Raw genomic sequence first — 18000 nt, forward strand, 5'->3', positions numbered from 1 at the left:
GAGATCGACTTCTCGTGCCCGGACTGCTCCGCGGCGCGCGTGTCCGTCAGCGCGAGATCTGCTCCCGCAGGACCTGCAGCACCGCGTCCAGCGACCTCACGGTCACCTCGGCGCCCGCGTCGCGCAGGAGTTTCTCCTTGCGGTCGTTGTTCGCGTAGCCCAGGAACCGCACACCCGCCTGCTCGGCGGCCCGGAGGTCCGAGGGCGTGTCGCCGATCATGAGGGCGGTGTCGGTGGCCGCCCCCATCGCCTGCAGGGCGCGGTTGAGGTGGTACGGGTCCGGCTTCTGCTGGTGGAGTTCGCGGGTGCGGCCGTAGAGGTGCGGGGTGAAGCAGTCGGCGAGTCCGCGGCCGGCCAGGTACTCGGCGACCGTGCGCGCCGAGTTGTTGGTGGTGACCGCGAGCCGTGCGCCGAGGGCGGTCCAGGTGCGTATCAGCGGGTCCGCGTACGCGGTGGGCCGGGCCGAGGGGACGGCTCGCAGCTCCTGCTGGGTGAGCAGTTCCTCCAACTCGGCCACGAGGTCGCTGCCCTGGTGCCGCTGATGGACCGCGAGCAGGACGGCCTGCGGATCCGGCTGGCCCGTCTCCTCCTCGGTCAGCAGCCTGAGCAGCCCCTGCCGCGCCAGCCACTGCACCAGTTGCCGCGCGACCCCCGCCGCCGAGTAGCCCGCGAACAGCCGGCAGATCGGCCCGTCGAAGTCGAAGAGGACGTGGCGCGCGCCCGCGATCAGCGCCCGCAGCTCCTCCGTCGGTGGTGTCTGTGCCGCCACCGGATCGGTCTGCGTCGTGTCAGGAGTCACTAGGAGAGTGTCAGGTCCGTCGTGATGGTTTCCCAGAGGGCGTCGAACCACTTCTGGGACTGGTCCACGAACGCGGCGTCGCGCTGGCCCGCCCGCCGCTCGAAGGAGAACAGCAGGGACTTGGACCCGAGGGTGTCGTACATCTCGAGCGTCCGGCTCTCCACCTCCTCCTCCCGTTTGGTGAGCATGTAGTACGCGATCAGGGCCTCGACCCCGTTGAGGAGGTACAGCTTCACCGGAGGGGTGAAGGGCAGTGCGCGGAACGTCACCCGGACGTCGATGTCGTGGGACGAGCGCAGGGCCAGCAGGTTGTGACGCAGGACGTGGCCCTGGGCGTTGCGCTGGCCGAGCCAGCGCCGGTGGACGGGGTCCTCGTCGCCGGGGTGGTCGACGGAGATCGGGAACGCCAGGTTGATCTCCCGGGAGGGCAGCAGGATCCGCGCGTCGATCGACCGGGGCCGGATGCGGCCCTCGTGGATCAGCCGGACCGGTTCGCCCAGCGCCAGCATCAGGGTCTCGGCGGTCAGGCAGGCCGCGTCGATGCGGACGTGCGGCGCCGCGAACGCCTCCGTGAGCCTCGGCGCCAGTCCCACCATCGTCGGCTGCGGCTCGTCCCTGACCGGCTGGGGTTCGGCGATCCTGGGCGGGCTGCCCTTGCTGACGTTGCTGAGCAGACCGTCCTCCTGGAGGACGCGCAGGGCCTGGCGGACCGTGCCCCGCTCCACGCCGAACTCCTCGGCCAGTTCGGCCTGGGTCGGCAGGCGCTCGCCCGCCTTCAGGTCGCCGGTGCGGATGCGGTTCCGCAAGGTGTCGGCGATCTCCTGCGGCGAGAGCCTTCTGCTGCCGTTCACTGCAACGTTCTCCTGTGTCACGACCAAACGCTACAACCCCCACCCATCTATGGGGAGTTGTTTAAGGGTTGTTTATAAGTAGAGACCAACTGGGGATAACTCAAATGGAGTTGGTTGCCAACTCGGCAGAGTTGGCGGAGAGTTTACCTCCTCTTGCACACCATCCGCAGGCAGTCACCTCATGCAGATGTCGCGTTCTCCCCCGCCCCACCACCCGGCCTCCCGGGAGCCGACCCTTCGGAAAGAGGTTCCACCGTGCCCGCCATAGCCCTCCTCTCCGCCGTCCTCGTCGTCGGCTTCGAGCAGTTCGTCCAGTGGCAGTACGGCCCCATGGGCATCGTCGGCCTGCTGCTGATCAGCGTGGGCGTCAAGGCCAAGAGCCCCGCCTGCAGCACGCTCGGGGCCGCCGTCATCGCCGTGCTGGTCGCCCAGCCCGCCCTCTGACCGGCTAGTTCCCGAACTCCAGTTCCGAACTGATCGTCTCCCACAGCGCGTTGAACCACAGATGCGACTGCTCCACGAAGGTCGTGTCCCGCAGACCGGCCCCCTGCCCGAAGGGGAACAGCATGGACTGCGTGCCTTCCGCGTCGTACATCTCCAGGTATTCGTGGTCGACCTCCTCGCCGCGCCGCGTCAGCGTGTAGTACGCGAACAGCGCCTCCGCCCCGTTGAGCAGGTACAGCTTCACCGGCGGGGTGAAGGGAAGCGCACGGAAGGAGACATGGACGTCGATGCCGTGGGTGCTGCGCAGCGCCAGCAGGTTGTGCCTGAGCACCCGGCCCTGCGCGTCGCGCTGGGCCAGCCAGCGCCGGCGCAGCCGCTCGCCGTCCCTGCCCTCCACCGGCGTGGGGAACGCCAGGTCGATCCGGCCGCTCGGCAGCAGCACGCGCACGTCGACCTTGGCCGGTTTCAGGCGCCCCGCATGGATCTCGCGCAGCGGCTCGCCCATCGCCAGCGTCAGCGAGACCGCGGTCAGGCACAGGGCGTCGATCTCCACGTGCGGGGCCGCGAACGCGGCGGATATGCGGGGGGCGAGAGCCACCGTCGTGGGCTGCGGCGGGACCTCGGGCCCGGCCGCCAGCGTCCCGCCCACGTGCCGTGCGACGGTCGCCGGGCTTCCCTTGGACACATTGGTGAGCAAGTGCTCCGACTGCAGGATGCGCAGCGCCTGGCGTACGGCTCCCCGCTCCACGCCGAACTCGTCGGCCAGCTCGGCCTGCGTGGGCATGCGCTGGCCCGGCCGCAGCACTCCGGACCTGATCCGGCTGCGCAGTTCGTCGGCCACCTCGTGGTGTGACCTCTGTGGCCGTGGTGACTTCTTCCGCCCATTGACGGCAGCGTGTTCCGGCTCCACGACCAAACACTACAACTTCACGCCATCTTGCGGCACTTCAGAGGAAGGTGGTTATGAGACGACTCCAAACGGAGATAAGTAAGCTGAAGTTGGTCACCAACTTCACCCAAACACGGTGGACCCTGGCAGTTCGGCCGGCCGGGCTCCCCTCCGGAGGGGAGCCGGGAGCACGGTCGGTCCGCACCGTCCCGCACCACCGCCACCGCATCACGGGACGAACAACCACAACTGAATCGCTACGGATGCACAGCACGCACAGCCCACCCGCACGGAAGGAGCGCCACCAGGAGCCGGCGACGGCTCAGAAGTTGTCCGGGCACCACGGTCGCCTGGACGTACGCAGCAGGGCGTCGGCGACGGAGGCGGCGCCCTCTTGCTGTTCTCGCACGCGTCCGAGCGCGGTGAGCCGCACGGCGGACTCGTCGCCCAGCCACAGGGTCGCCAAGTCCCCTGCGGTGAGGGTCAGATGGGGCTCCAGACCGGTGCGCGCACACACCGCGCCGTCCGGGCCCGCCTCCAGTCGGTAGCGGCCGCCGGCCGGTCCCGTCTCGTCCACGACCTCCAGGACGAGCGCGCCGAAGGCCCCGTAGGTCCGCGCCTCCAGAGCCCGTACGACGTCCAGGATCCGCACCCACAGCAAGTCCGCGTACGTGGTCAGGTGTGCCGCGCGCGGGTCGGGCAGGAGGTGCGGCAGCAGGTCGTCGGGGGCGCGGTCGCCCGTCTTCACCGTGGTGATCCAGTCGATCGAGCAGAGGTAGTGCCACAGGGCCCGCTCGGCGGCCGGGCTCGTGGTGATCAGGCTCTTCACGGTCGCCGTGTTCCCGGGCCGCTTGTCGTCGCCCCAGTGGTCGTCGCACACATAGACGGCGAGGCCGTCGATCTCGCCGGACGCGGAGCGGTGGACGGCGTAGAAGGGTTCCGTCCAGGGCTCGCGGGCGGGGCGCACCGCGCCCGTGGCGACCTGCCACCAGCGGTCGCTGCGGGACACCGCACCGGGCAGGGTGCGGCGGAAGCGCTCGTGCAGTTCCGGGCCGAACTTGCGGACGTCGGCACCGTCGACGAGGTCGACGCGGCCCCCGCCGGGGTCCGGGGCGGGGCGGCGCCGGTCGAGACCCGTGCGGGGGACGTCGATGGTCCACTCCGCGGTGTGGGTGGCGGGGCCGAAGCCGTAGCGGCCGTAGATGGGGTACTCGGCGGCGGTGAGTGTGGCGACGACGTCGCCGCGCTCCTTCGCGGCGGCGAGGTCCAGCGCCATCATCCGGGTGAGGAGGCCGCGACGGCGGTGGGTGGCGGTCACCGTGACGTTGGTGATCGCGTCGGCGGGGACGGCCTGCCCGCCGACGGCGGTGAGCTCCTGGGGGAAGGAGCGGAAGGTGGCGATGCAGCGGCCGTTGTCGAAGGCGGCCAGGGTGCGGGACGGGACCATGTACGTGCTGCGGTCGGCGACCTCGTCGTCGGACACGTGCGGGGAGCGGAGGAACCCGGCGTTGAGGGCCCGGATCCAGTCCGGTATCTCCGATTCCGTGATGGCGCGTACGTCGAGGTCGTCGAGGCGGCTCATGGAACCACGCTAGGGGTGCGGCGACGGGGGTGTCGCGCGGATTTCGGTGCCCTGGGTCTCGGGAACGGGCGGGGGCGGGAGCGGGGCCGGGGCGCCCCCGGCGCGCCCGCCTCCCCGCGCCCCAGCGCCCCCGCGTCTCCGCACCCCGCGCCTCCGCGCCCTCCGCGTCTCCGCACCCCGCGCCCCCGCGCCCGCGCGTCCTCGCGCCCGGGCGTCGGTGCGCCCGGGCGTCGGTGCGCCCGGGCGTCGGTGCGCCGGGCACTCCGGGCCGCCGGGGCGCCGGGCCGCGTCGGCGCCGGGCCGCGTCGGGGCCGGGGCCGGGGCCGGGGTGACGGGCGTGTGCCGGGGCCGGTTCGCCGGGACGGGGCCGTCAGACGAGCAGGTCGTCGACCTGGGCCTCGCCCTCGCGGTACCTGCGGGCGATCTCGGCGCTGCAGTCGTCCGCGGTGCGCTGCAACCGCTGCCGTCGCCGGGAGACCCGCTCCTCGTACCGGACGAGCCGGAGCATGCCGGCCCCCAGTTCCTCGTCCGTGCGCGCCCGGAGGTCCGACAGCCCGACCTCGGCGAGCATCTCGGCCGCCAGCCGCCGGTACTCCTCGCCGTGCGGTGTACCGAGCGTCACGTGGCGCGCCGAGGAGCGCTGGCGGGCGGGGCCGTCCCGCAGGATCTCGGCGAGCCGCTCCACGACCCCCTCGGGCGCCCGGCCCCCGCGCCGCGCCAGTTCCGCCCGCAGAATGTCGATGCGGCCCTGCAGCAGCCGCCGTACGTAGCTGAGGTCGGCCTCGTCCCGCTGGGCGTCCCGGCGCAGGGCGCGCAGTTCGGGCAGCCGCAGCGCGGACAGGTCGTGCGACTGGGGGCACCCCCGGCTCGACGAGCCTGGAGGAGGGCCCGCTGGCACGGGACTGTCCGTGCGCTGCAAGGGCGGCCGGCACTCCCCCATGCCTGCCGTACGGGCGGACGCCACGGCCCCGCGCGGCCGCCCGACACTCGATGTGTTCATGTACCTTCTACCGTCCCCTCGACCGGCGCGGCGCCCCCACGGATGCCCCGCGACAGACGCATCGTGCCACCGCGCGGGGTCGCCGTGTGACCGAGTGCTCCCGATCGGCCCCGGATGGGGGGGTTAAGGGTTGATAAGAATCCCCTCTTAAGAGATCACCGCCGACGCGCGGCATGATGGTCCCCATGCGTGCGGTGGTGCAGAGAGTGGACGGCGCGAGCGTCGTCGTGGACGGCGAGACGGTCGGCGAGATCAGCGGCGAGGGACTGTGCGTGCTCGTCGGGGTCACGCACGAGGACACCAAGGAGAAGGCGGCCCAACTGGCCCGCAAGCTGTGGTCGATCCGCATGCTGCACGACGAGAGGTCGTGCTCGGACATCGACGCGCCGCTGCTGGTCATCAGCCAGTTCACGCTCTACGGTGACGCCCGCAAGGGCCGCCGCCCCACCTGGAACGCGGCGGCCCCGGGCGATGTCGCCGAGCCCCTCGTCGACGAGGTGGTCGCCCAACTGAGGGTGCTGGGCGCGACGGTGGCCACGGGCCGGTTCGGTGCACGGATGCGCGTGTCCCTGACGAACGACGGTCCGTTCACCGTGCTGCTGGAGATCTGACGTGGGATCGTCCGGCGCCGCCCCGCCGGGCCGGGCCCCGCGACGCCGGGACGATCCGAACGACAGGGCCTACGGCTCGACGACCGTTTCCTGTGCCGCCGCCGTCGAGTCCGCCATCAGCCGGGCGTCCACCGGGACGTTCCGCTTGATCAGGGCGAGGGCGACGGGGCCCAGTTCGTGGTGGCGCACCGAGGTCGTCACGAAGCCGACCTTGCGGCCGTCCGGGGCCTCGTCCACCAGGCGCAGCTCCGTGCCGTGCGGCGGCAGGTGGACCTCGCTGCCGTCGAGGTGGAGGAAGACCAGGCGGCGCGGCGGCTTGCCCAGGTTCTGCACCCGGGCCACCGTCTCCTGCCCGCGGTAGCAGCCCTTCTGGAGGTGGACGGCCGTGCCGATCCAGCCCACTTCGTGGGGGATGGTGCGGTGGTCGGTCTCGAAGCCGAGCCGCGGGCGGTGCTGTTCGACACGCAGCGCCTCGTGGGCGAGGATCCCGGCCGGGGGGCCGTTCCGCTCCGCGTACGCCTCCAGGTCGGCGCGCGGCAGGAAGAGATCACGGCCGTACGGCGTCTCGCGGACCAGGACGCCCTCGGGGGGCTCGGCGATCGAACCGGCCGGCAGGTGCACGACCGCGAACTCGTCGGTGCGGTCGGCGACGTCCACGCGGTAGAAGAACTTCATGGACTCCAGGTACGCGATCAGCGCGCCCTGGGTGCCCGGCTCGACGTGCGCCCAGACCGTGTCACCGTCGTCGACCAGGTACAGCGCGTGCTCGATGTGGCCGTGCGCGGAGAGGACGAGTGCCTCGGTGGCCTGGTGCGGGGGCAGATCGCTGACGTGCTGGGTGAGCAGCAGGTGCAGCCAGCTCAGCCGGTCCTCGCCGCTGACGGTGACGACGCCGCGGTGCGAGAGATCCACGAATCCGGAGCCGTCGGCGAGGGCGCGCTGCTCACGGAACAAGTCGCCGTAGTGGGCGGCGACGCCTTCGTCCACGCCTTCGGCGGGAACGGCGCCGGGCAGGGACAGCAGGGGACTCTTCATGGTCCAAGCCTACGACCCGGTACTTGAACCCTTGAGGGAACAGTCCCTGCAACGGCCGAAGATCGCGAAGTGCTTCATGTCCGTGTCGAAGCCGAAGGTCTCGCGGAGCTTGGCGGTGAACTCGGTGGCCACCGAGAGGTCGGCCTCGATGACGTCGGTGCAGTCGCGGCACACCAGGTGGATGTGCTGGTGCCGGTCCGCGAGGTGGTAGGTCGGGGCACCGTGCCCCAGGTGGGCGTGGCTGACCAGCCCGAGCTCCTCCAGGAGCTCCAGGGTCCGGTAGACGGTGGAAATGTTGACCCCCGACGCCGTCTTCCTCACTTCCACGAGGATGTCGTCGGGGGTCGCATGCTCCAGGGCGTCCACGGCTTCGAGCACGAGTTGCCGCTGCGGGGTCAGCCGGTAGCCGCGCTGCCGCAGATCGCTCTTCCAGTCGGTGCTCACCACACTGGAGAGTCTAGAACTACTTGAAGAAGGCGATCCCGTCGTCGGGCAGGTCGTCGGGGAGCGCCCTGGCCCAGCGCTCGACGTCCTCCGGGGTGACGACCTTCTTCAGATGGGCCGACATGTAGGGGCGCAGCGGGACCTCGGGGGTCTGCTTCTCGCCCACCCACATCAGGTCGCTGTTGACGTAGCCGTACAGCCGCTTGCCGCCGCTGTACGGGCCGGAGGCCCCTGTCCGGGCCACGGCGTCCGTCGCCAGGTCGATCTGCGGCTTCTTGTCGGCCAGCTCGCCGTACCAGACCTCGACGACCCCGTCGCTGCGGACCATGGTGACCTCGACCTTGCGGTCCGCGTCGATCCGCCAGTAGCCGGACTCGGACTCCAGGGGGCTGACCTTGTTGCCCTCGCCGTCCAGCGCCCAGGTGTGGGAGTGGTACTCCAGGAAGTCCCGCCCGTCGTGGGTGAAGGAGACCTCCTGCCCGAAGTTGCACTTCTCCGAACCGGGGAAGTCGTGCACGCCGACGCCCGCCCAGGTGCCGAGCAGGAAGGCGAGCGGGACGAGGTCCTTGTGGAGGTCGGACGGGATCTCGATCATGAGTGGTTTCTCGTCGGGGACGTCGGAGGTACGTACGAAGGTCAGCGCTGGCCCTGGTAGAGCTTCTTCACGGTCAGTCCGGCGAACGCGAGGACACCGACGCAGACCAGGATCAGCAGGGCTTCGAAGAAGATCTCCACGGGGTGCTCCTCGGGTTGAGCAGGTTGTTGCGGTACAAGGGCCGGGCCCCAGCTTACGCGGCGGGGTCCCGGCCCTCGCTCAGAGGTCGCCGTCCTCGGCGGAGCCCGGCTCAGCCGAGCAGCTGGCTCTGCAGCACGACCGTCTGCTGGAACGGCACGGCCCGCGCGTCGCCCCTGCGCGACTGCACGATCACCGCGAGGGTGTCGCCCGCGGACAGATACGCCTCGCGGACCTGCTCGCCGCCGTAGGGCCTGGCCTCCGCGTACACGTTCCGGGTGACGTGCTCGACCTCGGCGGCGTCCGGGAACTCCTGGTCCCGCGCCACCTCCGCGGCACCGCGCACGGGGTACCGCGGGGACTCGTAGTACGTCAGCTCCTCGGACACCAGGTCGTCGACGACGGCCGCGGTGTCGAACTGAAGCAGGTAGATCCGTGTGCGCGTGCCGTCCTGCGTGGACCAGCCGCGGGCGGCGACGTGCCGCAGGCCGCGGTCGGTCAGCAGCCGGCCGACCGCGTCGTGGTCGCCCTTGTCCGCGAACTCCGCCAGGAACGTCCCCAAGGGCAGCCAGCCGTCCTTGCCGCGCAGCGCGGCGTCCGCCTCGGCGCCCCGGGGCGCGGGCAGGACCAGGGCCCGCAGGTCGGCGTAGTGCGCCCCGGCCTTGTTCCCCTCGGCGAACGGACCCGGGCTGCCCGACGGCAGCGGTGGCGTGGTCAGCTCCGGGTACTCCCAGCGCCCGTCCGAGGCGGTGGCGAGCCCCGGGACGTCGGTGCGCTCCATCCGCGTGATCCCGTAGGCGACCGCGCCCCCGGCCGCCGCGAAGACGGCGACGGCGGCGGTCCAGCGGAGGAGGGCGCGCAGGACGCGGCGGTCCTTCGCCACGGGAGGTGGCGGCAGGGGCGGCGCCGCGGGGGCCGGGGGCGGCGCCACGGGCGCCGACGGCGTCCCGGGGTGCTCCTGCCCGGCCTGCTCCGGCTGCTCCGGCTGCTCCGGCTGCTCCGGCTGCTCCGGCTGCTCCGGCTGCTCCGGCTGCTCCGGCTGCTCCGGCTGCTCGGTCATACCGCCTCCCCCGGGTCCGTGATGCGGTCGAGCTGGGTACGCAGCAACAGCGCGGCGCCCTTGGTGTCGAGCGGTCTGGCGGCGGACGCGGTCGCCGTGACGAGCACGTCGCCCTCGTAGGCGGAGCAGACCATGATGTCGAGCTTCTCCCCCGCCGCCCTCGGCGTCAGGAAGCAGCGCGCGTTCTTGTGGCCCTGGATCGAGGGGCCTTTGCGGAAGACGCCCACGGCGTCCAGGAAGGCGCTCTGGAAGGTCGCGATGTCCCGCACGGCCGCACGGCTCTCCAGCCGCGTCAGTGCGACCTCCATGGTGAACGCCCTGTCCGCGTAGGCCGTCGAGTTGCCCGCCTCGGACGTGCTGAGGTAGCTCCGCAGCGCCATTCCCTTGATGTGTTCCTTGTCGATCTGCCGCTCCAGGCTCAGCCGCTTGGAACGCGGCAGGTCGCGCAGGGCCTCCTTGCGCAGGGCGGCGGCCTCCCGGCCGCTCAGGTCGGCGTCGGCGCCGTACCGGCCGATGTCGGGGCCCCGGGTGAAGCCGTCGGTGCCGTACGGCACGAGCATCCCGGCGAGCCCGGCCGCGGACGGCTTCCTCACCTCGGCTTCCTTCTTGGCGGCCGGGAACTTCCAGGTGGGCGCCCCCGCGTCCCGGTCGGCCCCCTGGACGGTCACCACGGTGAAGCCGACACCGGCGACCAGGGCCGCGGCCAGCAGGACGCCGCCGGCGACGGCGGCCGCCCGGCCGCAGCGCACGGGCCTGACGGCCTGCGTCCGGTCGGAAAGGGCGACGGTCGCCCCCACGGGCTCTACGGGACCGACACCACTCTCGACGTTCTCGGAACTCTGGGAGCTCTCGGAACTCTCGGAACTCTCGGAGTTCTCTCTGTTTCCGCCGGTGTCGCTCACAGCCGCCCCATCTGCCGCTTCGCCAGATCCATGATCTTCTCCTTGGGGATGGGCTTCGTGTCGTACACCCAGATCTCCATGACGAGGTCGCCACGCCAGGCATGGGCCTCGGCGCTGTACACCGGCACGCCGAAGGTGGTTTCCGGCTCGGTGTGGACGTACGCCCTGCCGTCCCCCGTGCCGGGGACGGCCCAGCTGCGGGTGCCGCCTCCGCGTTCGGCCCAGTACTGCTCGTCGGCGGCGTGGTCGGCGGCGGCGAGCCCTTCCTCCTGCCGGTACTGCACGAGGCGGATCTCGACGCTGTACGTGCTGCCCACCCGCCAGCCGGCGACCGCTGCCCGGCGGAACTCGTCGGCGATCGCGTCGCTGAACGCGCCGTCCGGCTTGGTGAAGTCCTCCGCGTACTCCGCGAGGCTCAGCCAGCCGTCGTGGCCCACCGGAGCCAGGGCGTCCCGGGCTCCGCTCGGCCGCTCCAGCAGCAGCCTGCGCAGATCGCCGTCGGTCCGCACCCGGCGGTCCTGCGCCGCCGCCAGCGGTTCGGGGGCGCTGCCCCCGCGCTGGGCGAGTTCCGGCTGGGAGAGCGGCGGCAGGGCGGTCGGCGCGCGGTCGGCCTGGACGACATAGCCCACGCAGGTGCCGGCGACCACGCCGAGCACGGCGGCCGCCGTGATCAGCAGTGCCGTACGCCCCCTCCGGCGCACGGCGGGCGCAGCCGCGGCGGGCGCAGCCGCGGCGGATGCGCCGGACGGTTCGGACGGAACCGGATCAGATGCCGGTCCGCCTGCGTCCGCGGCTTCCGAGACTTCCAAGACGTCCCCCACAAGACATGAAGCACGGATTCCCTATCCGTGCTCCACCCATGACTGACGGGAGGCGCACAGGGTTGCCCAGGGAGTTGTCCGCGGTACGGACTACCATGCGAGCCATGGCGAAGAAGCTCGTGATCAAGGTGACGGCCGGGGCGGACGCCGCGGAGCGCTGCTCGCAGGCGTTCACCGTGGCGGCCGTGGCCGTGGCCAGCGGGGTGGACGTGTCGCTCTGGCTGACCGGGGAGTCCTCCTGGTTCGCGCTGCCGGGCCGGGCCGCCGAGTTCGAGCTCCCGCACGCGGCGCCGCTGCCCGACCTGATCGAGTCGATCCTGGCGGCCGGCCGCATCACCCTGTGCACCCAGTGCGCGGCCCGGCGCGACATCACGGAGAAGGACGTCATCGAGGGCGTACGGATCGCGGGCGCACAGGTGTTCGTCCAGGAAGCGGTGGCGGACGACACGCAGGCGCTCGTCTACTAGACGACGGACGGCCCCTAGACGACGGACGGCCCCGTGGACGCCCACGGACGCCGGACGGGCCGCGGCGGTCGGCCGATGCCGGTCACCGGCGCCTCTTGCCGTCCAGCTCGTCCCACCACTCGTCGGACTTCGGGTCCCCCGACGGGTCGTCCCACCAGCGGTCCTCGGGGCCGCGCCGGTTCGCCACCATCGCGGCCAGCGGCGGGATCACCATCGCGACCAGGCACATCGCCACGGCCGCGGGGACCGACCAGATGCGTACGACCCCCCACGCCAGGACGAACAGCCCGATGCAGGTGCCCATCATGGCGAAGTACAGATGGCGCCGTCGCGCGTACATGTCTCCAGGCTATGCCGGGACATGCCGAAGGGCCGCACCTCGCCGGCAAGCGTCCAACCCTCCGGCGGGTGCGGCCCCCGGCCGCGCGTACGGTCCTCGGACCGTCATGGAGTGCGCCGTCAGACGGCGATCGCGACCTCCGCGAGACCGCCCTTCTGGGCGACGACCGTACGGTCCGCGGTGCCGCCCGGCACCAGGGCGCGCACGGTCCAGGTGCCCTCGGCCGCGTAGAAGCGGAACTGTCCGGTCGCCGAGGTCGGGACCTCGGCGGTGAACTCGCCGGTCGAGTCCAGCAGGCGCACGTACCCGGTGACGGGCTCGCCGTCGCGGGTCACCTGGCCCTGGATCGTGGTCTCACCGGGCTTGATCGTCGAGGCGTCGGGGCCGCCGGCCTTCGCTCCACACATGGTTCTTCCTTCGGGGTAGGTCCGGGGATCCGGGATTACTTGGCGGCGCCGAGCTCGATCGGGACGCCGACGAGGGAGCCGTACTCGGTCCAGGAGCCGTCGTAGTTCTTGACGTTCTGGACGCCGAGCAGCTCGTGCAGCACGAACCAGGTCAGCGCGGAGCGCTCACCGATGCGGCAGTACGCGATGGTGTCCTTGGCGAGGTCGACGTCCTCGGCGGCGTAGAGCTCCTTGAGCTCCTCGTCCGACTTGAAGGTTCCGTCGTCGTTGGCGTTCTTCGACCACGGGATGTTGCGGGCGGTCGGGACGTGGCCCGGACGCTGCGACTGCTCCTGCGGCAGGTGCGCGGGGGCGAGCAGCTTGCCGGAGAACTCGTCGGGCGAGCGCACGTCCACCAGGTTCTGCGCACCGATCGCGGCGACCACGTCGTCACGGAAGGCGCGGATGGACGCGTCCTGCGGCTGGGCCTTGTAGTCGGTCGCGGGGCGCTCGGGCACCTCCTCGACCAGCTCGCGGGCGTCCAGCTCCCACTTCTTGCGGCCGCCGTCGAGCAGCTTGACGTTCTCGTGGCCGTAGAGCTTGAAGTACCAGTAGGCGTACGACGCGAACCAGTTGTTGTTGCCGCCGTAGAGGACCACCAGGGTGTCGTTGGCGATTCCCTTGGCCGACAGGAGCTTCTCGAAGCCCTCCTGGTCGATGAAGTCGCGGCGGACCGGGTCCTGGAGGTCCTTCGTCCAGTCGATCCGGATCGCGTTCCGGATGTGGTTCTTCTCGTAGGCCGAGGTGTCCTCGTCGACCTCGACGACCGCGATGGTCGGGTCGTCCAGGTGCTCCTGCAGCCAGTCGGCGTCTACCAGGACGTCGCTGCGGCTCATGTTGTCTCTCCTCCGGGGCAGGTGCGGCGGGGCGTGCGAGTCAGAAGGGTGCGCGTACGCGAACGGGCGGCGTACGGCACACGGGTGGCCCTGTGTCAGAACGGAAAGGGGCCGTCGATACGGGAGTGCGTTCTCCCGCTCAGAAAGTGCGACAGAGCATGGCGGCGACGCGGCACAGGTCTACTGCCCGCCGCTTCGTGAGATCCGCCTGTCCTCTCGACCGGAGGACGCTCGCCTGGCACTGCATGGCGTCGATCGTAGGGACGGACGGCCCGTCATGCCACCGGCATGTCGCATGCCGAGACAGTATTGTCCGGGATACGAGACAGCGAGCCGATGGCCGCCCTCCCCGCACGGCTCGCGGCCCCCCGGGCCGGTCGTCGCATCTGCGGTGCGGACATGGGCGTCTCGCTTCGTGGACGCCCCCGTCGTCCGCCGCGGTGGCCCTACCCCGCCAGCCGGACGTGCGAACCCTTCACGGTGATCTCCACCCCGTCCTTCGCCGCCTCGACCTTGTCGAGCCGGATCCCGCCGGGCAGTTCGTCGATCTTCTGCTGGAAGTCGGTGATCGCCCGGATCCTCGACTCGGCGACCGCGACCCCGTCGAACGTGGGCAGGGCGTCCGCGTGCACCCGGACGGTGTCGCCCTGGACCGTGACCGAGCTGAGCACATGGACGGGGTTCGGCAGCGTCGCGCCGAAGACCTTCGCCTCGACCGTGACCTTGATCTTGCCGTTGCCGCCGTCGGAGAGGCCGATCACCCGGGCGGTGACACCGGGCGCGACCCGGGCGGGCTCGGACCTGGCCGTCTTGAGCAGCTCGTCGTACGCGATGAGCGCGGTGCCGGTGGCGGTGGACGCGGTGGCGGAGCTGTAGTCCCCGGAGAAACTGACGCCCTTCATCTGCGCGTTCAGGTCGTCGATCCTGACCTTCTCGGCGCCGTTGCCGGTGGCCGCCTCGTAGTTCTTGATGCCCACCTCGACGTCGTCCAGCTCACCGCCGGCGACCTGGGTGAGGAAGGGGAAGCCCTTGATGGACACGTCCGGGGTGGCGGCCAGGTTCTCGGTCGCCTTCAGCTTGTCGGCCGCCTCGTTCTCCGCGAAGTGGACGGCGACCCGGTCCACGACCACGAAGAGGACGCCCAGGACGACGGCGACGATCAGAAGTATTCGCAGCGCGCGCATGCTCGGTGTTCCCCCACCTCGGCGTCATCGGCGACGACCGGGTGGCCGTCGAGCGCGACTGTAACCCCGCACGGCGGAGCGCCGACCGGATTGTCGATCACCTGTGACACGCCGCGGTCACGCGCCGAGGGCACGCCCCAGCAGATAGACCGCGGGCGCGGCCGCCGCCAGCGGCAGGGCCACGCCGGCGGTGAAGTGGACGAAACGGGACGGATAGTCGTACGAGGCGACCCGGTGGCCGATCAGGGCGCAGGCGCCCGCGCCCAGGCCGAGGAAGGCCCCGGAGGCGCCCATGCCCGTGCTGTTGCCCAGCGCGATGCCCGCGCCCGCCGCCGCCAGCAGCGCCACGACCACGGAGACCGCGGTCGGCAGGGGCAGCGCCCGCGCCAGGACCGCCGCGGCGGCCGCGGCGGCGCCCACCGTGACCGCGTGGGGCGCGGCCGCGAGGTGCCCGGCCGCCAGGATCGACAGCGCGGCCGAGGCCACGGTCGCCATCAGGCCGTACATCCGCTCGTCCGGATCGGCGTGCGAGCGCAGTTGCAGCATGAGCGACAGCAGCACCCACACGCCCAGGGTGCCCAGGATCGCCGCGGGCGCGTGCTCCCGGCCCGCCGCGAGCAGCGCGACGTCCGCGGTGAGCGCGCCCAGGAAGGCCAGCGCGATGCCCTGGCGGGCGGGCCACATGCCGTTCAGCCGGAACCATCCGGCGGCCGTCACCGCCTGCAGCACCACGAGCGGTACCACCAGGGCGTACGACCCGACGGCCGCGGCCCCGGCGAGCAGCGCCCCGAGCACCGCGGTGAGCGCGGCCGGCTGCAGCCCCGGCTCGATGACGGGTGAACGGCCCTCCAGCCGGGCCCGCTGGTTGGCGGGGAGCCGGGAGACGTCGACGGCGGGGGCCGCGGGCGGGACCGCGGTCCGCGTGCCGGTGCCGCCCTGGGCGACGCCGGGGGCCGCGTGGCCGTGGGGTTCGTAGCCGGAGACCTCCGGGGGCGGCGGCTGCCCGTACCCGGCCGGCGGCGCCTGTCCGTCCCACTGCTGCTGGGGATACGGCTGCTGGTGCTGCTGCGGCTGGTCGTACTGCTGATGCCGGTGCTGGTACGGCTGCTGGTACGGATACGGGTACGCGTCCTGCCGCGGGTACGCGGCGTTCGGGTCGTACCACCCCTGCTGTTGCTGCGGCTGCTGCTGGTAGGGGCCGGGGGCCGCGTCGTAGCCCTCGTACGGCTGGTCGCTCATCGCTCATCCTCCTGCGAACGGCGGGAGCACCTCGACCGTGCCACCGTCGGCCAGCCGTACCGTCTCGTGCTCGCGGGTCCCGACGGGGTCCCCGTCGACGAGGAAGGAGCAGCGCCGCAGGACGCGGACGAGCTCGCCGGGGTGCCGCTCGCGGGCCGTCGCGAGCGCCTCGGCCAGCGTGCTCGCGTCGTACGGCTCCTCGGCGATCCCGGCGGCCGCCTTGGCGGCGGCCCAGTAGCGCACCGTGCCCTTTGCCATCTGCTTCCTCAACTCCGTCGTCGTGAACACCGCCAGGCTAGCCTCCCGGGCGCGGCGGGGAGGCACGGTCACGGCGGGTCACGGCGATCGTCCCCGGGGGCCCGGCCCACCACTGCCGCGGCCAGCCACCGTCCGATCCGTGCCACCAGATCACCGTCGCTGGCGTGCTCGGCGTGGCCCATGCCCGGCTCCAGCCAGAGCTCGGCGTGGCCGGGGGCGGCGTCCGCCAGCATCCGGGGGTGGTCCAGGGGGAAGTAGCCGTCCCGGTCGCCGTGCACGATCAGCAGCGGGACGGGGGCGATCAGGGGAACCGACTCCACGGGGGACACCGGTACGGGATCCCAGTCGCGGTGGTGGATCCGGGTGCGCAGCCCGTAGCGGCCCACCAGGCGGCCCTCGGGCCGGGTCACCAGCCAGTGCAGCCGTCGCATGGGGGCCGTGCCGCGGTAGAACCAGCGGGCCGGCGCGCTCACCGACACGACGGCGTCCGTACCCGCCCCCGAGCGCTCCACGTGCGCCGGCGCGCCGAACACGGGCGGCCGGGCGGACGCCCCGTACAGCGCGGCGTGCCGCAGGACCACGGAGCCGCCCATGGAGAAGCCGACCGTGGCCACGCGGGCGTGCCCCAGCTCACGCGCCCAGCGCACGGCGGCCGCCAGGTCGTACACCTCCCGGTCGCCGACCGTCGACCGTCCCCCCGACGCCCCGTGCCCGCGGAAGGAGAACGTGACCACCGCCCCGTGGCGCGCGAGGACGCCCGCCACCCGGCGGACATGGGGCCGCTCCAGATCGCCCGTGAAGCCGTGCGCGACGACGATCGCAAGATCCTTCGGACGGCCGGACGGTGCACAGGAGGTGTCGTATACGGCGGACCCCGGATCGTATGCAGCGTCGATGCGGACGCCGTCGGCGGTGCGCAGAAAGGTCCGCGCGGGCTCCCGACCGGCCGTCTCGCAGTGCGGACGAAGCGTGGATCGTGCCACACGACCTGCCGGACCAGTGCTCATGTGGGCTATTCTCCTGTGTATGAGGACTCGGGCAGCGTAGCCCCCGGGTCCTTTTGTGCTTTCGGAGGCGTTGTATACGAAGCGGGAAACCGCAGGTGTACGGGCATTCGAGCGCGCGGCGGGTCCGCTGGGGGCGGGATTCGCACCGTACGAAGCAGTGCCGCAAACGTCCTCGCAGGGACCGAGGAGGAACCAGACGTTATGGGCGAGCGAACCGTGCACGGACGTAAGACGACCAAGGCAGGTGGAGCGCGATGAGCTCTCTGCTGCTCCTGACCAACGCCCTTCAGCCGTCGACGGAGGTGCTTCCCGCCCTCGGCCTGCTCCTGCACAGCGTGCGGGTGGCTCCGGCGGAGGGCCCGGCCCTCGTCGACACCCCCGGCGCCGACGTCATCCTCATCGACGGACGGCGGGATCTCCCCCAGGTGCGCAGCCTGTGCCAGCTGCTGCGCTCCACCGGGCCCGGCTGCCCGCTCGTCCTGGTCGTCACCGAGGGCGGTCTCGCGGCCGTCACCGCCGACTGGGGCATCGACGACGTCCTGCTGGACACCGCGGGTCCGGCCGAGGTGGAGGCCCGTCTGCGCCTCGCCATGGGCCGCCAGCAGATCGTGAACGACGACTCCCCCATGGAGATCCGCAACGGCGATCTGTCGGTCGACGAGGCGACCTACAGCGCCAAGCTCAAGGGGCGTGTGCTCGATCTCACCTTCAAGGAGTTCGAGCTCCTGAAGTACCTCGCGCAGCACCCGGGCCGCGTCTTCACCCGCGCCCAGCTGCTGCAGGAGGTCTGGGGCTACGACTACTTCGGCGGCACCCGCACGGTCGACGTCCACGTACGACGGCTGCGCGCCAAACTCGGGCCCGAGCACGAGTCGTTGATCGGCACTGTGCGGAACGTCGGCTACCGGTTCGTCACCCCCGAGAAGGTGGAGCGGGCGGCCGACGACGCCAAGGCCAAGGCGGCCCGGCCGAGGGCGGAGGACGCGGGTGCGACGGCACCGGTGACGGCACCGGTGTCCGCGTCCGAGGTCACGGCTGAGGCATAGAACGCC

The 18000-nt window shown here is 71.9% G+C and carries 22 protein-coding genes; 4 read left to right on the plus strand and 18 right to left on the minus strand.

All coding sequences use genetic code 11. The features are described from left to right. Nucleotides 1-46: 46 nt before the first annotated feature. Both ACFYMU_RS31940 and ACFYMU_RS31945 read right to left on the minus strand, forming a co-directional pair. Nucleotides 47-799 carry an HAD family hydrolase gene (locus ACFYMU_RS31940; RefSeq protein ID WP_388380847.1) on the minus strand — a complete coding sequence of 251 codons (753 nt, stop codon included), beginning with the start codon at nucleotides 797-799 and terminating at the stop codon, nucleotides 47-49. Beyond that, nucleotides 799-1677, minus strand: coding sequence for a GntR family transcriptional regulator (locus ACFYMU_RS31945; protein WP_388380850.1), 879 nt, complete (start codon nucleotides 1675-1677; stop codon nucleotides 799-801). Before ACFYMU_RS31945 ends, ACFYMU_RS31940 begins: the two co-directional genes overlap by 1 nt. 228 nt (nucleotides 1678-1905) lie before the next feature. Between ACFYMU_RS31945 and ACFYMU_RS31950 the strand changes: the two genes are divergently transcribed. Continuing rightward, a complete protein-coding gene (locus ACFYMU_RS31950; RefSeq protein WP_388380853.1) occupies nucleotides 1906-2094 on the plus strand; it encodes a hypothetical protein in 189 nt (62 codons plus the stop codon). 4 nt (nucleotides 2095-2098) lie between these two features. Here ACFYMU_RS31950 and ACFYMU_RS31955 read toward each other — a convergent pair whose 3' ends face one another. The 3 genes from ACFYMU_RS31955 to ACFYMU_RS31965 form a co-directional block, all read right to left on the minus strand. Then, nucleotides 2099-3010, minus strand: a complete 912-nt coding sequence (locus tag ACFYMU_RS31955; RefSeq protein WP_388380856.1) for a GntR family transcriptional regulator — start codon at nucleotides 3008-3010, stop codon at nucleotides 2099-2101. A 295-nt stretch (nucleotides 3011-3305) separates the two neighbouring features. Then, complete coding sequence (locus ACFYMU_RS31960) at nucleotides 3306-4565, minus strand: GNAT family N-acetyltransferase (protein ID WP_388380859.1); 1260 nt, start codon at nucleotides 4563-4565, stop codon at nucleotides 3306-3308. Nucleotides 4566-4935: 370 nt separating this feature from the next. Beyond that, nucleotides 4936-5565, minus strand: a complete 630-nt coding sequence (locus ACFYMU_RS31965) for an AmfC protein (protein WP_388380862.1) — start codon at nucleotides 5563-5565, stop codon at nucleotides 4936-4938. Nucleotides 5566-5750: 185 nt separating this feature from the next. Between ACFYMU_RS31965 and dtd the strand changes: the two genes are divergently transcribed. Continuing rightward, nucleotides 5751-6176 carry a D-aminoacyl-tRNA deacylase gene (dtd, locus tag ACFYMU_RS31970; protein ID WP_388380865.1) on the plus strand — a complete coding sequence of 142 codons (426 nt, stop codon included), beginning with the start codon at nucleotides 5751-5753 and terminating at the stop codon, nucleotides 6174-6176. Nucleotides 6177-6245: 69 nt separating this feature from the next. Here the strand turns inward: dtd and ACFYMU_RS31975 are convergent, their stop codons facing one another. The 6 genes from ACFYMU_RS31975 to ACFYMU_RS32000 form a co-directional block, all read right to left on the minus strand. After that, nucleotides 6246-7211: a YgfZ/GcvT domain-containing protein gene (locus ACFYMU_RS31975; RefSeq protein ID WP_388380867.1), complete on the minus strand. Its 966-nt coding sequence runs from the start codon at nucleotides 7209-7211 to the stop codon at nucleotides 6246-6248. Nucleotides 7212-7220: 9 nt separating this feature from the next. Beyond that, the gene (locus ACFYMU_RS31980) at nucleotides 7221-7658 is read right to left on the minus strand and encodes a Fur family transcriptional regulator (RefSeq protein ID WP_388380870.1); all 438 of its coding nucleotides are present in this window, start codon (nucleotides 7656-7658) and stop codon (nucleotides 7221-7223) included. A 16-nt stretch (nucleotides 7659-7674) separates the two neighbouring features. Then, entirely contained in the window at nucleotides 7675-8250 is a 576-nt protein-coding gene (locus tag ACFYMU_RS31985; protein WP_388380873.1) for an FABP family protein, read from the minus strand. Between the two features lie 250 nt (nucleotides 8251-8500). After that, nucleotides 8501-9448, minus strand: coding sequence for a hypothetical protein (locus ACFYMU_RS31990; protein WP_388380875.1), 948 nt, complete (start codon nucleotides 9446-9448; stop codon nucleotides 8501-8503). Continuing rightward, entirely contained in the window at nucleotides 9445-10245 is an 801-nt protein-coding gene (locus tag ACFYMU_RS31995; protein WP_388380878.1) for a hypothetical protein, read from the minus strand. The genes ACFYMU_RS31990 and ACFYMU_RS31995 overlap by 4 nt, the downstream gene beginning before the upstream one ends. 101 nt (nucleotides 10246-10346) lie before the next feature. Next, nucleotides 10347-11051, minus strand: coding sequence for a hypothetical protein (locus ACFYMU_RS32000; RefSeq protein WP_388380880.1), 705 nt, complete (start codon nucleotides 11049-11051; stop codon nucleotides 10347-10349). A 224-nt stretch (nucleotides 11052-11275) separates the two neighbouring features. On the opposite strand from ACFYMU_RS32000, the gene ACFYMU_RS32005 reads away from it, so the two are divergent. Next, on the plus strand, nucleotides 11276-11638 hold the full coding sequence (locus tag ACFYMU_RS32005) for a DsrE family protein (protein ID WP_388380883.1): 363 nt from the start codon (nucleotides 11276-11278) through the stop codon (nucleotides 11636-11638). An 82-nt stretch (nucleotides 11639-11720) separates the two neighbouring features. On the opposite strand, the gene ACFYMU_RS32010 is transcribed toward ACFYMU_RS32005, so the two are convergent. From ACFYMU_RS32010 to ACFYMU_RS32040, 7 genes are all read right to left on the minus strand, one after another. Then, nucleotides 11721-11978, minus strand: a complete 258-nt coding sequence (locus ACFYMU_RS32010; RefSeq protein ID WP_388380886.1) for a DUF3099 domain-containing protein — start codon at nucleotides 11976-11978, stop codon at nucleotides 11721-11723. A 119-nt stretch (nucleotides 11979-12097) separates the two neighbouring features. Then, complete coding sequence (locus tag ACFYMU_RS32015) at nucleotides 12098-12385, minus strand: DUF1416 domain-containing protein (RefSeq protein WP_009189358.1); 288 nt, start codon at nucleotides 12383-12385, stop codon at nucleotides 12098-12100. Between the two features lie 35 nt (nucleotides 12386-12420). After that, nucleotides 12421-13260, minus strand: coding sequence for a sulfurtransferase (locus ACFYMU_RS32020; protein ID WP_388380889.1), 840 nt, complete (start codon nucleotides 13258-13260; stop codon nucleotides 12421-12423). 446 nt (nucleotides 13261-13706) lie between these two features. Continuing rightward, on the minus strand, nucleotides 13707-14444 hold the full coding sequence (locus ACFYMU_RS32025) for a DUF2993 domain-containing protein (protein ID WP_388380892.1): 738 nt from the start codon (nucleotides 14442-14444) through the stop codon (nucleotides 13707-13709). A gap of 117 nt (nucleotides 14445-14561) precedes the next feature. Beyond that, nucleotides 14562-15683, minus strand: coding sequence for a hypothetical protein (locus tag ACFYMU_RS32030; RefSeq protein WP_388380895.1), 1122 nt, complete (start codon nucleotides 15681-15683; stop codon nucleotides 14562-14564). 3 nt (nucleotides 15684-15686) lie between these two features. Next, nucleotides 15687-15941: a MoaD/ThiS family protein gene (locus ACFYMU_RS32035; RefSeq protein WP_388381005.1), complete on the minus strand. Its 255-nt coding sequence runs from the start codon at nucleotides 15939-15941 to the stop codon at nucleotides 15687-15689. A 68-nt stretch (nucleotides 15942-16009) separates the two neighbouring features. Then, nucleotides 16010-16948: an alpha/beta hydrolase gene (locus ACFYMU_RS32040; RefSeq protein ID WP_388380898.1), complete on the minus strand. Its 939-nt coding sequence runs from the start codon at nucleotides 16946-16948 to the stop codon at nucleotides 16010-16012. A 254-nt stretch (nucleotides 16949-17202) separates the two neighbouring features. Between ACFYMU_RS32040 and ACFYMU_RS32045 the strand changes: the two genes are divergently transcribed. Beyond that, nucleotides 17203-17994 (plus strand): winged-helix domain-containing protein, encoded by a 792-nt coding sequence (locus ACFYMU_RS32045; protein WP_388380900.1) that lies wholly within the window; start codon nucleotides 17203-17205, stop codon nucleotides 17992-17994. Nucleotides 17995-18000 lie beyond the last annotated feature (6 nt).

The organism is Streptomyces sp. NPDC007264, from assembly GCF_042869095.1.
GTDB lineage: Bacteria > Actinomycetota > Actinomycetes > Streptomycetales > Streptomycetaceae > Streptomyces.